This is a genomic window from Kitasatospora sp. NPDC024654 (genome assembly GCF_055559155.1).
In genome coordinates this window covers 105,713-119,870 of sequence record NZ_JBVHLF010000010.1, presented here as the reverse complement: position 1 = coordinate 119,870, position 14,158 = coordinate 105,713, and the positions used below count along the sequence as shown (strand labels likewise).

The following is a 14,158-nucleotide window of genomic DNA, read 5'->3' as shown; positions in this document are numbered from 1 at the left end:
GGCTGCTGCTAGTTACCGGATTTGACGATCTGTCGGATCTCGATGCGGTCCGCCGCGGAACCGAACGAGACCAGGACGGTGGAGTGCGCCAGCGCGGCCTCGACGGTCGGCAGCGCGTCCGGGTCCTGGCGCAGGGTGGGGGTGGAGACGATGTAGTCGAGACTGCGCCAGCCCTGTGGCAGCGCCTTGGCGACGGCCGGGTCGAGGTCCAGCTTGTAGAACCAGATCACCCCGGTGCCGGGTTGGAAGCCGTCGTGGACGAGGTCGAGCCAGAGCGCGTCGTCCACGGTGATCCGGGTGTGCTCGGGGTCGGGGATGTTGGCCCGGATCCAGCGGGCCGCCTGGTCGTAGCCGGCGTTGGCGTCGGCGGTGACGGCCACCCGGTCGCCCTGGTACCAGCGCGGCACGGTGAACCCGACCGCCAGCGCACCCACCAGCGCCAGGGCGCCGATCCGCAACGGACGCGGCCCCAGCCACGGCGGCCGGCGCAGGGCGACCCGGGCCGCCGAACGGACCGCGCCGGCCAGGCAGAGCGCGAGGAACGGCAGCGCCTGGATCACGTACATCGCCGGCAGGTATCCGCCCGGTTTCAGTGCCACCAGGGCGAGCAGCAGCACCGCCAGCGCGGGCGCGCGCATCCGGCGGACCGGCAGCAGGGCGAGCGCGGCGACCAGGCCGCCGATGATCAGCACCCGGTCGTAGTAGAGCCAGGAGTCCAGCGTCTGGTGGGAGCCCGAGCCGGGCGTCAGGATCCAGCCGGAACCGGGCCGTTCCACCTGGAAGAGCAGGCCGCCGATCAGTGAGACGTGCCCGCGGCCGGGAACCAACTCGCCCTTGAGCGCGGCGTAGAGCGGATAGCCGATGCCGATCAGGGCAGCCGCGCTGGCGAAGCCGACCACCGAGAACTTCCGGGTGGTGCGGTCGCCGCGCTGCCACAGCAGCAACAGCACCGCGGGCAGCACGGTGACGATGGTCTCCTTGGAGAGCACGGCCACCCCGGAGCAGAATCCGGCGGCGACGTGGTGCCACAGGTGTCGCCGTGGCGAGGCGGCCAGCACGAAGGCGGCCAGGATCCAGGCCACCGCGAAGTTGTCCAGGAACAGCTCGCGTTGCAGCCCGACCGAGAGCGGCGAGAGACCGAACAGCAGCACGGCCAGCGCGCCGCACCAGCGGTCCAGCCCGAGCCGGCGGGCCAGCGTGTACAGCAGCAGGCAGGCGGCACCGGTGACGGGGAGGATCGCCACCCGCATCTCGGCGGTGAACAGGTGCGCCGGGGAGGCGAACAGCCCGGGGAGCCAGGAGAGCACCGCGAGTTGGATCCAGCCCAGCGGCGGGTGGTCGTACCAGTAGGTGTAGGGCGCGAGCGCGTGACCCTGCTGGACGGCCCAGGCCTGCGCCAGGTAGGTGCCCTCGTCGTCGCTGACGGTCGGGTAGCCGGCGATGTTCCAGCCCTGGACGACGAGCACCGCGGCGGTCACCGTCAGCGCGATCCACCGGTCGGGGCGGGCGGGCCGGGGGAGTTGACGCAGGGCCCGGCGGAGCCGGGGCGGCCGGTGCTCGATCGGCGCGGCGGTGGTGCGGGCCGCCGTGTCCAGCAGTGTGGTCACTGGCTTCTCTCTTTCGGGCAGCGGCTGACCGGGGGCTGCGCGGAGGGGAGGGCTCGTCCCCGGTCGGGGAGGACTCGTGCTCAGTCGGTGAGGTGCGCGCCGACGTGTCTGGTCAGCTCCCACGAGCTGTTGCCGCGCTGTTCCCGCCAGACCGCGCGCAACGCGGCGCCGGCCAGCACCACCTGGTAGAGCGGGCCGCCGGCGATCAGCTTGAGGTAGTGCACGGCGCGCACCCGCAGGCCGTACTGCACCCCGAAGTCGTGCAGCGCGACCAGCTCGAAGGCGAAGGTGGCGAGCGCCGGAGCGGCCGGGATGAACGAGAACAACGCGACGGTGACCGGGAGTTTGACGGTGACCGCGAGGGCCAGGTCGATCGGGATCACCACACCAGAGAAGGCCTGCAGGAACGGCGTGGCGAGGGTCCAGCGGGCCAGCATCCGTTGCCGCAGCTCGGGCAGTTGGCGCCAGTCCTTCTTCCGGTAGACCTGCAGGAAGCCCTGGTTCCACCGGGTGCGCTGCTTGAGCAGGCCGTACAGCGAGTCCGGGGTCTCCTCACGGGTGACCATCGCGGAGTCGTAGGCGACCACCACCTTCTCGCCACCGGCGGAGAGCCGCACGCCGAGGTCGCAGTCCTCGGCCAGGCAGTTCTCGTCCCAGCCGTTGGCCCGGCGCAGCACGTCGGTGCGGACGAAGACGGTGTTGCCGCCGAGCGGGATGAAGCCCTTGGTGGCGTGCAGGTGCAGCCGGCTGCGGAACCAGAAGAAGTACTCCAGGCAGTTGCGCAGGCTGTACCAGCTGGAGTGGAAGTTGATCAGTTGGACGCCGCCCTGCACCACGGTGGCGCCGGTGGCCCGGAAGGCGTGGTCGACGTGGGCGAGCAGGTCGGGGTGGACCTGGTCCTCGGCGTCGAAGACGCCGACCACCTCGCCGCGGCAGTACGGCAGCGCGGAGTTGAGCGCCTTGGGCTTGTTCTTGACCCGGTGGGTGTCGGTGATCACCTGGACCCGGTCCGGGGTCTGCGCGGCGAGTTGGCGGGCCACGGCGGCGGTCTGCGGATCGTCGTGGCCGACGATGACGAGTATCTCGTAGGCGCTGTGGGTGGACCGGAGTAACCGCCGGACGGTGTGCGCCAGCACCTGCTGCTCGTGCCGGGCCGGGACGAGTAACGAGAAGGCGAGCCCGCAGGTGCCGTCGGGAGCGGCGAACCTGGTCGAGGCCAGCGTCTCGGGCGTCCGCCAGGCGTGCAGCATCCACCACAGGGTGAGCGCGGCCATCCAGAACAGACAACTGGAGACGATGATCATGAATATGGAACTCAGCATGGTCCCCCCACCGGCCGACGGCCGAACTGACATGCACGCGCGGCGAGGCGCGGTACACAGTAAATACCGTGTGAGGTCCGGAGGGTGGGAAATTGGCGATATTTTGTCGATCACACACAGCGTCACCCCGGCGCGTCCGTATGCTTCGCAATACCCACGAGCCCCGGCACCCCGCACGGTCCGCGGCGGGTGGCCGCCACGCGCACGGACGCGGATGGGCCGAACGGTCCACCTCCGTGCGGCAACCGGAGGCGGGGGTACCGTCCGGGCCCCCGGGGGCCTAGCCTCGGCCCTATGCCGCACGGAAAGCTCATGGGGATCAGTGACCTGCACGTGGCCTACCGGGAGAACCGGAAGATCGTCGAAGAGCTGTACCCCGACAGCGCCGGGGACTGGCTGATCGTCGCGGGCGACGTGGGGGAGATCCTCGGCGACGTGGAGTGGGCGCTCTCGGTGCTCAGCGAGCGCTACGCCGAGGTGGTGTGGGTGCCGGGCAACCACGACCTGTGGACCGTCGACCGCGACCCGGTCCAACTGCGCGGCGAGGCGCGCTACCGGCGGCTGGTCGAACTCTGCCGGTCACTCGGGGTCCACACGCCCGAGGACCCCTACCCCGTCTGGTCCGGGCCGGACGGCCCGCTGGTCATCGCGCCGCTCTTCGTGCTGTACGACTACTCCTTCCGCACGCCGACCACGACGAACAAGGAGGAGTCGCTGGCCGAGGCGCGCCGGGCCGGGATCGTCTGCACGGACGAGTTCATGCTCCAGCCGGACCCGTACCCGTCCCGCGACGCCTGGTGCCGGGCCCGGGTGGCGGAGAGCGAGCGCCGGCTGGCGGAGGTCGACCCGGAGCTGCGCACGGTGCTGGTGAACCACTATCCGCTGGTCCGCGAGCCCACCAGGGTGCTGCGCTACACGGAGTTCGCCCAGTGGTGCGGCACCGAACTCACCGCCGACTGGCACACCCGGTTCCGCGCCGCCGCCGTGGTCTACGGACACCTGCACATCCCCCGGACCACCTGGCACGACGGGGTGCGGTTCGAGGAGGTGTCGGTCGGCTACCCGCGCGAGTGGCGCAACCGCACCCGTCCGCGTGACGTCCCCCGCCCGATCTTCCGGGGCTAGCCGGCGTTCACTCGGGCGGGCAGCCGATCTCGCGGCCCAGCTCCAGCGCGAGCACCTGGTCGATCCGCAGGAACGTCTCGAACACCGCGCCCAGCGGCAGATCCCCGCGCGTGCACAGGCCCCGCAGCACGGCGAGCGCGGCGCCCGCGTCCAGGTCGCTCGCGAACCCGGCGAAGGCGGTCGCGACCTGTTCGTCCAGCACCGGCCTGGACGGGGAGTCGGCCGCCCGGGCGACCAGCCGACGCCACCGCGTCAGCTCGGCGCGGGCCGCGGCGAGCAGCGGCGCGGTGAGGGCCACCGGCGCGCGGTGCGGGCGGTCGAGCAGGGCCAGCCGCAGCGCCAGCGGCTCGGGCCCGGCCGGTTCGAGCAGCGGGTGCCGGCCGGACCGGTCGGCCGCGGCCGGGGTGGGCCGGACCGGGCCGACCGCCAGCGACACCGGGCAGCGTGACACCACGGGGTCGCCGGGCTGCTCGCCGCCGTCCGTCTCCGCCGCGAGCACCCGGACGTCGGCCGGGCCGACGTCCTCGTCGGACGGCGAGTGGACCCCGAGCCGCCCGGCAGCCTCGGCGAGCGCCTCGGCCTGCGCCACCGGCACCTCGGGCAGACACCACCCGACCAGCACCTGTAGGCCGGCGGTCTCGGCCACCCGGAGCAGCAGGTCAGCGACCAGCAGCGCCCGCAGATCGCCCAGGTCGAACGGCCGCCCGGCCCGCCCGGCCCGCACACGCACCCGCAACAACCCCGCGCGGCCGGGACGGACCGCGACGGGCAGGCCGGTGCGGGTGTCGGTCAGGCGCACGGAGGTCCTCCAGTGCTGCGCCGGTAGTCCCCTCCAGTGTCGACGCGCGGACCGCTCCCCGCCACGCCAGCACCCTGCCGCCCCTCCCGCACCCCGCTTCCCCCGGCGGTGCGTGGTCTGGTCCAGACTGGCTCGCGGCGGTCACCGAACACGGCGGTCACCGAACACGAAGGGGGAGCGGTGAGCAACAGCGAGCTTTCCGACACCGGGCGGCCGGGCCCGACAACCGGCACGGGCACCCCGCCACCCGGCTCCCCTCCCACCGTCCAACGCCGCCGGCTGGTCGTCGCGGCGCTGATGCTGTCGATGGCGCTGGTGGCGATGGACTCCGCCTGCGTCTCCACCGCGGTCCCGCAGATCGTCGGCGAGCTGGGCGGCTTCAGCTACTTCTCGTGGCTCTTCTCCGGCTACCTGCTGGCGGTGACCGTCACCCTCCCGGTCTACGGCAAGCTCGCCGACGCCCGGGGGCGCAAGCCGGTGCTGCTGGTGGGCTCGGTGATCTTTCTGCTGGGGTCGGTGCTCTGCGCGAGTGCCTGGAGCATGGCCGCGCTGATCGCCTTCCGGCTGGTGCAGGGCCTGGGCGGCGGCGCGATCCAGGGCACCGTGCAGACCATCGCCGCCGACCTGTACCCGCTCAGGCAGCGCGGCCGGATCCAGGCGGCGATGTCCACGGTCTGGGCGGTGTCCGCGGTGGCCGGGCCGGCGATCGGCGGGGTGAGCGCCTCGACGGTCGGCTGGCGCTGGATCTTCCTGGTCAACCTGCCGACCGGGCTGGTCGCGCTGGTGCTGCTCCAGCGCCACCTGCCCGAGCGCGCCGGGGGAGCCCGGACCAGGATCGACTGGGCCGGCGCGCTGGGCCTCTTCCTGACGGCGGGTCTGCTGCTGTTCGCGCTGGTGCAGGGCGGGGTCGCCTGGGCCTGGGGGTCGGCGCCCAGCCTGGCACTGTTCGCCGCGAGCGCGCTGCTGGGCGCGCTGACGGTACGGATCGAGCGGCGGGTGGCCGAGCCGGTCATCCCGGGGTGGGTGTGGCGGCGCCGGGTGATCGCGGGGGTGAACCTCGCGCTCGGCTGCCTGGGCGTGCTGATGATCGCACCGATGGTCTTCCTGCCGATCTACGCCCAGTCCGTGCTGGGACTGCCGCCGGTCGCCGCCGGGTTCGTGCTGTCGGTGTGGACGATCAGCTGGCCGATCTCGGCGGCCTTCTCCAACCGGCTGTACCTGCGGATCGGGTTCCGCGACACGGCGCTGATCGGTGCGGTGTGCGGCACGGTGATCCTGGCGGGCTTCACGCTGCTGCCGTACCGCGGGCCGGCCTGGCAGCCGATGCTGGTGATGCTGCTGCTCGGGGCCGGCCTGGGGCTGTTCCAACTGCCGCTGATCGTGGGCGTGCAGGCTACCGTGCCGTGGGGTGAGCGGGGGACGGCCACCGCGTCGATCCTGTTCTGCCGCCAGGTCGGCCAGAGCCTGGGCGGGGCGCTCTTCGCGGTGATCGCGAACAGCACGCTGACCGACCGTCTGCACCACGCGCCCGCCGAGCTCCGCGGCACCCTGCCCACCGGTCTGGACGCCGTCTCCCGCGCCCTCCTCGACCGCTCCTCCCTCAGCCGTCCCGGGACCGACTACCTCCGCCGCTCCCTCTCCGCCGCGGTCAACCACGTGTACCTGGGCGCCGCGGCCGCCGCGGCCATGGCGGTCCTCGTTCTGCTGATCGTGACGCCACGCCGCTTCCCGCTGGCGGAGTCGGCCGACGGCGACGGCTGACCGGTGACGGCGGACGGCTGACGGGTTCCCACCGCCGTCAGTCGTCGGCGGCCAGTCGTCGGCGGCCGTCCGTCCGCGGTCGACCCTCCGCGCACGGGCGGTCTCGCGCTCGCCGGTCGTCCCCGGAGGGTTCACGGAAGTCGGCCGGGTGGACTCTGCCAGCAAGGCGGCGCCGGCGCGGGGGCGGCGTTGCGGGTGAAGTCGCGGGTGAAACCGGCGGGGAGGCGGTGGGGCGTGGCGGGGTGAGTGGGGCGGTGGGGGAGTGGTAGATGTGGGGGATGCTGTCGGTGGTGCTGGGGCGGTGGGGCGAGTCGCCGGTGGTGGTGCGGAACGCGGACGTGCCGCACGAGGCCGCGAGCACCATGAAGGTGGCGGTGTTGGCGGCGGTGTACCGCAGTGGGCTGGCCCTGGACGCCGAGGTGCCGGTGGTCAACCGGTTCAAGTCGGCGGTGGGTGAAGGAAGTTACGTCAGCACCTTCGAATGGGACAACGATCCCGAGCCGTGGCGCCTGCTGGACGGTGGCTCCGCGTCGCTCCGCTGGCTCGCCGAGCGGATGGTCACGCACTCGTCCAACCTGGCCACCAACCTCTGCCTGGCACAGGTGGGCCAGGAGGCCGTGGCCCGGGTCTGGCGGCAGGCGGGAGCCACGCACAGCGGGAGCCCGCGCGGCATCGAGGACCACGCCGCCCGGGCGGCCGGCGTCGACAACCGGGTCACCGCGCGCGATCTGGCCCGGCTGGTGCGGTCGTTGGAGCCGGAGCTGCTGGCCCTGCTGGAGCGCAACAGCTGGCGGGTGGACCTGGCGGCCGGGCTGCCACCGGGCACCCGGATCGCGTGCAAGAACGGTTGGATCCCCGGCGCGCGCCACGCCGTCGCCGTGGTCCACCCGGCGGATGCCGCGCCCTACTTGCTGGCCGTCTGCTACACCGGCCCGTTGGCCTCGGGGGCGGACCACGATGATCCGGCCGCCCGGTTGCTGGCCCGGATCTCCGCCCGGGCCTGGGCGAGGCGTCACGCGCTCGATCGCCGAGGGTCGGCGGGAGCGCGCTGAGGGCCGGTGAGAGTGCGGATTCCGGCGTTCGGGTGGAAAGCGGCCAGCCTTTCAGGATTTCACGGGTCGCCCCGATGCAGAACCATCGTCACCAAGTGTTTCTGAAATGGACATGTAAGCGCTATCTACGCGCGTTTCACTCATTCCCAGCCGCTCGAAGGCGAGTTGGCGTCGGACCACCACCGCCGGTCCGGCTCTCGGGACGGCCCAGGGGGTCGCTTCACGTGTGGGGTGCAGGACGATGTCGCAGCACGGAGCAGTGACGGTGGAGGCCGCGCGGGCCGCCGGACGGCCACTGTCGTTCGGGGGTGCCCACGGGGGTGCCCGGCGGACCAAGCGGGTCCGGGAGAGCCCGATGGGGTGGCTCTACTCCGCGCCGGCCCTGCTGATCTTCTCGGTCTTCATCATCGGACCGACCGCCTACACCCTCTACGTCAGCCTCTTCCACTGGAACACGCTCAACACGGCGCAGTCCAAGTACATCGGACTCGCCAACTACCGTGCGCTGTTCCACTCCACCGCGCCGAGCTTCCTCAGCAGCGCCTGGCACTCGCTCTACTTCAGTGGCGCGATGGTGATCGGCGGCACCGCCGTCTCGCTCGCCCTCGCGCTCCTTCTCCAGCGCGGTGGACGGCTACTGGGGGCGGCCCGGTTGGCGGTCTTCTCACCGCACGCCACTCCGGTGGTGGCCACCTCGCTGGCCTGGGTGTGGATCTTCAACCCGCAGTTCGGCCTCGCCGACGCCCTGCTCAAGGCGGTGCACCTGCCGCAGCCCGCCTGGTTGCAGTCCACCAGCTGGGCGATGCCCTCGGTGATCCTCTACAGTCTCTGGCACGAGGTCGGCTTCACCGTGGTGCTGTTCCTCGGCGGTCTCGCGGTGATCTCGCCCGAGCTGAGCGAGGCCGCGCGGGTCGACGGGGCGACCGGCTGGCAGGAGTTCTGGCACGTCACCTGGCCCCAGCTGCGGCCGGTCACGCTCTTCGTGGTGATCGTCACCAGTATCACCTCGCTGCAGGCGTTCACCCAGTTCTACGAGATGAGCCAGGGCGGCCCGGTCTACGCCACCACCACCCTGAGCTACCTCCTCTACCAGGAGGCGTTCGTCTTCTTCGACACCGGCTACGGAGCGGCCCTCGCCGTCGTGCTGTTCGTGGTGACCGCCGCGTTCACGCTGCTCCAGCGCCGGACCAGCGAGCGGATCAGCCGGGGCGACTGACCCTGCCGGCCGCCGTCCTGTGCGTGTGCACGCAACGCGCAGTGCCTCCAGTCCGTGCGTGTACACGCAACACCTCGTCAGCATCCCGTCAGCACCTCGTCCGTAACCCCGTTCGCAACTCCGTCCGTACAGAGGGAACCTCAATGACCGTGTCACGCCGTCGCCGGGCCGTCGTCTCCTCGCTGGCCGCCGCCACCGTGCTCGCCGCTCTGGCCGGCTGCTCCTCCAGCGGTAGCAGCTCCAGCGCGTCCGGTACCACCACCATCTCGTTCATGCAGATCATGATCAACGGGACCCAGAAGAGCACCCTGGTCAAGCTGACCGACGACTTCGAGGCGGCCAACCCGACCATCAAGGTCAACCTGGAGTACCAGCCCGACTACGGCACCCTGCACGCCAAGGAGACCGCCGCGATCGCCGCCCACAACGCGCCGACCATCGGCCAGGTCTACGAGAGCTGGGCCGCCCAGTTCGCCAACAGCAACGTCATCCTGCCGGTCAGCCAGTACGCGGGCACCGACAAGCCGGACCAGCTCGCCACCTTCTACCAGGGCGTGCAGAAGGACCTGACGCTGCCGGACGGCAAGCTGTGGATGTGGCCGTTCAACAAGAGCGTCCAGGTGATCTACTCCAACGACGACATGCTGAAGGCCAAGGGCCTCACCGCGCCGACGACTTGGGACCAGTTCGCGACCGACGCCAAGGCGGTCTCCGGCAACGGCGTCACCGCCATCGCGATCGACCCGGGCACGACGGCCTCCCCCGCCAGCGGAACCCTGATGTTCCAGGCGCTGGCCGCCGCCGACGGCACCCCGGACTTCGCTCCCGACGGCACTCCGCAGCTGAACAGCCCGGCCGCGATCCAGGCGTTGAGCTACATGGTGGACCTCAAGAAGGCCGGTGCGCTGGCGGTCGGTACCAACTACCCGGGCGAGACCGCGCTCGGCGCCCAGAAGGGCGTCTTCGACCTGAGCAGCGCGGCCGGCTACTACTACGAGAACCAGGCGGTGGGCGGCAAGTTCGCGCTCGGCACCAGCGTGCTGCCGACCGGTTCCACCGGCCAGCCGACCAACATCATGAGCGGCACCAACCTGGTCGAGTTCGCCGGCGCCAGCAAGGCCCAGCAGGCGGCGGGTTGGAAGTACATGCAGTTCCTCGCCTCGGCCTCCAGCCAGGCGCAGTGGGCCACCCAGACCGGCTACCTCCCGGTCACCTCGGCCGCGCTGCCGCTGATGAGCGACTTCATCGCCAAGAACCCCTACCTGCCCACCGCGGTGGCCGCCCTGCAGTACGCGGTGGCCGAGCCGCCGTACAGCTGGGTCGCCAAGGCGGAGGGCGAGGAGGTCGTCGCGCTGCAGGCCGCGCTGGACAAGGGCACCGACCCGGCCACCGCGCTGAACACCGCGCAGACCAACGCGCTCGCCGACCAGAAGGCCGGTGCCGGACAGTGAGTGTCGTCTCCACCGAGGCCGGGCGCCGGGGGCTGCTGCCCCGGCGCCGGGCCGGGGCGCCGGGGGTGGCGAGCCACGGCGGCCCGAGTCGCCCGGTCGGCCGTTCGCGGGCCGGCCTCGTGCTCGCCCGGACCCTCGCCGTGCTGGTCGGTCTGGTCTTCCTGCTGCCCTTCTACTACGTGATCGTCACCTCCCTCAACTCGCAGGCGACCTCAGCCTCCCTCGGCGACCTGCTGGTGCCGCACGGCCAGTGGGGGAACTACAGCCGGGCCTGGTCCGCCGCGCCGTGGCCGCAGCTCTTCCTGAACACCCTGCTGATCGCCGGGTGCACGGTGCTGCTGGCGCTGGTCACCTCGTTGCTGGCCGGCTTCGCCTTCGGAGTGCTGAAGTTCCGCGGGCGAGGCTTCCTCTTCGGCGTGGTGATGTCGGTGCTGATGATCCCCGGAACGGTGCTGATCATCCCGGACTACCTGATCGCCGACGACATCCACTGGTTGGACACCTACTGGATCCAGATCGTGCCGTGGGGCGCCAGCGTCTTCGGGATCTTCCTGGTCCGGCAGTTCTTCCTCGGTCTGCCCCAGGAGCTGTTCGACGCGGCGGAGTTGGACGGCGCGGGGCGGTGGCGGATGCTCTGGTCGATCGGCGTCCCGCTGGTCCGGCCGGCGATCGTGATCATCTCGCTGAACGTCTTCCTGGCCTCCTGGAACTCCTTCCTCTGGCCGTTCATCATGACCAGCAGTCCCGGGGTGCAGCCGGTGGAGGTCGGCCTGGCCGCCTTCGCCGGCGCGAACGGGACGGACTATCCGGCGCTCTCGGCGGCGGTGGTGTTCACCACGGCCCCGGTGCTGGCCTTCTTCCTGATCCTCCAGCGCCACTTCATCACCGGCGCGATGTCCACCGCCGGAGGCGTTCGTGGCTGACGAATTCGATGGACCTGACGAACTCCTGGTCCTGGTAAGTGACTTCGACGGCACCCTGTACCGGGGTGACGCGCCGATCCGCTACTACGCCGAGCAGGCCGCGGCCGGGCTGCCGCGCGACGAACGGGCCGCGCTGCTCGCCGGGGTCGAGCACTACCTGGCCGAGGGGGTCGCGGCCGCCGAGAGCACGACGGACCCGGTCCGTGCGGCGGCTTTCCGTGCGGCGGTGGACGGTTGGGAGGTGGTGGCCCAACTCGGCCGGCAGCGGCACGGGTTGGGCGCAGCCGAGCTGGACTCGGCGTTCGCCGCGACCCGCGTCCACATGGCCACGCCCGCCTGTGAGTTGGAGGTCCCGACCGGATACGCCGAGCTGCTGGCCGAGTTGCGCGCGCACGGCGTCCGGGTGGTGCTGGCCACCAACAGTCCGGCCGCCGGGCTGGCCGAGCTGCTCACCCGGCTGGAGGTGCTGCCGCTGGTCGACGAGGTGGTCTCCAGCACCGGCAAACCAGCCGGCCTGCGCCGGCTGCTGCGAGCCGAACTCGGCCTGGCCGCGGGCCCGGAGACGGAGCGGGACACCCGGGTCGGGTCGGCCGAGCGGATCCTCTCGATCGGCGACCACTGGCACAACGACGTCGCCCCCGCCGCCGAACTCGGCGCCCCCTGCGCCTACATCGACCGTTTCGGTCGGGCCGACGGCCCGGCCACCGCGGTGGGCGTGCGGATCGAGGAGCTGCTGCCCGCGCTGCGCGCGTGGGCCGCGGCGCCGCTCGGCCGCGCCACCGCACCTGCTGAAAGGAACTGACCTGTGGTTTCCATCGAGTTCTGGGGAGGCGTCGGCGTCATCGGATCCAGCAAGATCCTGATCTCCGACGGCGGGCACCGGGTGCTGCTGGACATCGGCCTGGACATCCCCGGCGGCAAGGACTACTTCCGCCCGCCGGTCCGGATCCGGCCGGAGCGCGAACTCGCCGACCGGCTGCGGATGGGCGGCGCCCCGCGGCTGCCCGGTCTCTTCGACCCGGCCGCGCTGGACGCCGGTGACCCGCTCGGCGAGGCCGCCGGGGAGACCGCGGTCTTCGTCAGCCACCCGCACATCGACCACGTCGGCCTGGCCGGCTTCGTCCGCCCGGACGTTCCCGTGCATGCGCACACACACGCCGTGGACGTGCTGCGGGCGCTGGAGGCGACCGGTGAGGGCCTGCGCGGCGGCGACCCCGACTGGCACCGGCTGACCGACGGGCAGCGGACCACCGTGGGACCGATGGAGGTGGAGTGCGTCGCGGTGGACCACGACGTCCCCGGTGCCTCCGGCTACCTGGTGCACACCTCCGACGGCGTGCTCGCCTTCACCGGCGACATCCGCTTCCACGGCCGCAACGCCCAGCGGGCCTGGGACTTCGTGACCCGGGCGGCCGGCTGCGAGGTGCTGGTCACCGAGGGCACCACGCTGGGCTGGGAACAACGCGACAACCGCTTCCGCACCGAGGCCGACGTGGAGCGCGACTTCGCCGCCCTGCTGGAGAGCACCACCGGCCTGGTACTGCTGTCGATGTACCCGCGGGACATCGAGCGGGTGCACGCCTTCCTGGAGATCGCGGCCGCCGCCGGCCGGACCGTGCTGTGGCCGTCGCACACGGCCGCCTTCCTGCGGCTGATGGGTGTCGAGTCCGTGATGGACGCGCAGGACGTCGACCTGTCCGACGTCCGGGCCAAGCCCGCCGAGTTCGTGGTCGTGCCCGACCCGGCCGACCTGCCCTCGCTGCTCGACCTGCCGGCCGGACCGGACAGCGTCTTCGTGCACGCCAACGGTGAGCCGCTGGGCCCGTTCGAGCCGCGCTGGGAGCCGTTCACCGACTGGCTGTCGGCGCTGGGCATCCCGCTGCGCCAGATCGGCTGCTCGGGTCACGCGAGCCAGGGCGACCTGCACGCGATGGTCGAACGGATGCGGCCGGGGGCGGTCTTCCCGATCCACACCACCTCGCCGACCCGGCTGCACCCGCCGCTGGGCATCTCCCGGGTGATCGCCGAGTACGGCAGTAGCTACGACTTCGCCGGCCGGACGCGCTGACGAGGGCGGGTCCGACGGTTCCGCTCGCCGGGACCGTCGGGCCCGCGCACGGACGTACCCGGGTACCAGCGGGTGATCCGGACCGCCAGCACAGGAGGACCGCGCGCCCGAGCGCGCCCACCCCCGGCGACCCCTCCGACGAGCACGGTCAGGCGCAGCCGGGCGGGGTGGTGAACACGCAGTCCCCGCAGAGGCCGCCGTTCGGCAGCCGGTAGTAGAGGCAGCACGAGCGCCGGCGCAGGCCCGGCGTGAGCGTGCCGGCGAGCGGGGCGCGGGCGAGCAGGTCCCGTACGTAGCCGCGCGCGGCCGGCCCGGGCAGCATGCGCGAGGCTCCGGTCAGGGCGGAGGCGGCGTTCCCCCACAGCAGCCGCTCCGAGACGGGCACGGCGGCCCGGACCGCCGCCGCCAGCGGGGTGAGCTGCTCGACCACGACCAGGCGGTGCAGTGCCGACGCCGACGCGGGCGCCCCGATCGGGTCGGGGACCCAGAGCTCCGGCAGCCCCTGCCCGGGGAGGTGCCAGTACGTCCGGTCGGGTCGGAGCTCCGGCACCACGCCGCCCAGTGCCGCCGCGCCCAGCGTCACCGACCAGAGCCGGGCGGCGAGGCCCAGGTGCACGATCGAGGCGGCCACCCGTGGTTCGGCCGTGCCCAGTTGCCCGGCGACCGTGGCGACCCGCCGGGCGAGCGCCGTTCCGGGCCCGGTCGCGTACAGCTCGCGCAACGGCCGGGCCGCTGCGGGCGGTTCACCGGTCCCGACCGCGAAGTACCCGCCGAGTGCGTTGACTTCGCTCAGGACTTCGGTGACGGCTACGGACATCGGGGCGGCTCCTTCGT

General features: G+C 72.3%; 12 protein-coding genes. 8 read left to right on the top strand and 4 right to left on the bottom strand.

Going from position 1 to position 14,158, the window contains the following annotated elements:
- Positions 1-8 precede the first annotated feature (8 nt).
- The gene (locus tag ACZ38L_RS09170) at positions 9-1,607 is read right to left on the bottom strand and encodes an ArnT family glycosyltransferase (RefSeq protein WP_465690788.1); all 1,599 of its coding nucleotides are present in this window, start codon (positions 1,605-1,607) and stop codon (positions 9-11) included.
- Positions 1,608-1,687: 80 nt separating this feature from the next.
- Positions 1,688-2,929, bottom strand: coding sequence for a glycosyltransferase (locus ACZ38L_RS09165; RefSeq protein WP_465690786.1), 1,242 nt, complete (start codon positions 2,927-2,929; stop codon positions 1,688-1,690).
- 312 nt (positions 2,930-3,241) lie between these two features.
- Here ACZ38L_RS09165 and ACZ38L_RS09160 point away from each other — a divergent pair, with 312 nt between their 5' ends.
- Complete coding sequence (locus ACZ38L_RS09160) at positions 3,242-4,054, top strand: metallophosphoesterase family protein (RefSeq protein ID WP_465690784.1); 813 nt, start codon at positions 3,242-3,244, stop codon at positions 4,052-4,054.
- A 7-nt stretch (positions 4,055-4,061) separates the two neighbouring features.
- On the opposite strand, the gene ACZ38L_RS09155 is transcribed toward ACZ38L_RS09160, so the two are convergent.
- Positions 4,062-4,853 carry a hypothetical protein gene (locus ACZ38L_RS09155; protein WP_465690782.1) on the bottom strand — a complete coding sequence of 264 codons (792 nt, stop codon included), beginning with the start codon at positions 4,851-4,853 and terminating at the stop codon, positions 4,062-4,064.
- A 180-nt stretch (positions 4,854-5,033) separates the two neighbouring features.
- Here ACZ38L_RS09155 and ACZ38L_RS09150 point away from each other — a divergent pair, with 180 nt between their 5' ends.
- From ACZ38L_RS09150 to ACZ38L_RS09120, 7 genes are all read left to right on the top strand, one after another.
- Positions 5,034-6,614, top strand: coding sequence for an MFS transporter (locus ACZ38L_RS09150; protein ID WP_465690780.1), 1,581 nt, complete (start codon positions 5,034-5,036; stop codon positions 6,612-6,614).
- Between the two features lie 269 nt (positions 6,615-6,883).
- On the top strand, positions 6,884-7,666 hold the full coding sequence (locus ACZ38L_RS09145) for a serine hydrolase (RefSeq protein ID WP_465690778.1): 783 nt from the start codon (positions 6,884-6,886) through the stop codon (positions 7,664-7,666).
- A 241-nt stretch (positions 7,667-7,907) separates the two neighbouring features.
- Positions 7,908-8,882, top strand: coding sequence for a carbohydrate ABC transporter permease (locus ACZ38L_RS09140; protein ID WP_465690776.1), 975 nt, complete (start codon positions 7,908-7,910; stop codon positions 8,880-8,882).
- Positions 8,883-9,025: 143 nt separating this feature from the next.
- Entirely contained in the window at positions 9,026-10,333 is a 1,308-nt protein-coding gene (locus ACZ38L_RS09135; protein ID WP_465690774.1) for an extracellular solute-binding protein, read from the top strand.
- On the top strand, positions 10,330-11,256 hold the full coding sequence (locus tag ACZ38L_RS09130) for a carbohydrate ABC transporter permease (RefSeq protein WP_465690772.1): 927 nt from the start codon (positions 10,330-10,332) through the stop codon (positions 11,254-11,256). Before ACZ38L_RS09135 ends, ACZ38L_RS09130 begins: the two co-directional genes overlap by 4 nt.
- On the top strand, positions 11,249-12,058 hold the full coding sequence (locus tag ACZ38L_RS09125) for an HAD family hydrolase (protein ID WP_465690770.1): 810 nt from the start codon (positions 11,249-11,251) through the stop codon (positions 12,056-12,058). Before ACZ38L_RS09130 ends, ACZ38L_RS09125 begins: the two co-directional genes overlap by 8 nt.
- A gap of 3 nt (positions 12,059-12,061) precedes the next feature.
- Positions 12,062-13,324 (top strand): MBL fold metallo-hydrolase, encoded by a 1,263-nt coding sequence (locus ACZ38L_RS09120; RefSeq protein ID WP_465690768.1) that lies wholly within the window; start codon positions 12,062-12,064, stop codon positions 13,322-13,324.
- A 148-nt stretch (positions 13,325-13,472) separates the two neighbouring features.
- On the opposite strand, the gene ACZ38L_RS09115 is transcribed toward ACZ38L_RS09120, so the two are convergent.
- Complete coding sequence (locus ACZ38L_RS09115; protein ID WP_465690766.1) at positions 13,473-14,141, bottom strand: (2Fe-2S)-binding protein; 669 nt, start codon at positions 14,139-14,141, stop codon at positions 13,473-13,475.
- Positions 14,142-14,158 lie beyond the last annotated feature (17 nt).

Excerpts from the sequence above, each read along its gene's own strand:
- ACZ38L_RS09165 (WP_465690786.1), bottom strand. The coding sequence starts at position 2,929 with ATGCTGAGTTCCATATTCATGATCATCGTCTCCAGTTGTCTGTTCTGG.
- ACZ38L_RS09160 (WP_465690784.1), top strand. The coding sequence starts at position 3,242 with ATGGGGATCAGTGACCTGCACGTGGCCTACCGGGAGAACCGGAAGATC.
- ACZ38L_RS09145 (WP_465690778.1), top strand. The coding sequence starts at position 6,884 with ATGTGGGGGATGCTGTCGGTGGTGCTGGGGCGGTGGGGCGAGTCGCCG.
- ACZ38L_RS09140 (WP_465690776.1), top strand. The coding sequence starts at position 7,908 with ATGTCGCAGCACGGAGCAGTGACGGTGGAGGCCGCGCGGGCCGCCGGA.
- ACZ38L_RS09135 (WP_465690774.1), top strand. The coding sequence starts at position 9,026 with ATGACCGTGTCACGCCGTCGCCGGGCCGTCGTCTCCTCGCTGGCCGCC.
- ACZ38L_RS09115 (WP_465690766.1), bottom strand. The coding sequence starts at position 14,141 with ATGTCCGTAGCCGTCACCGAAGTCCTGAGCGAAGTCAACGCACTCGGC.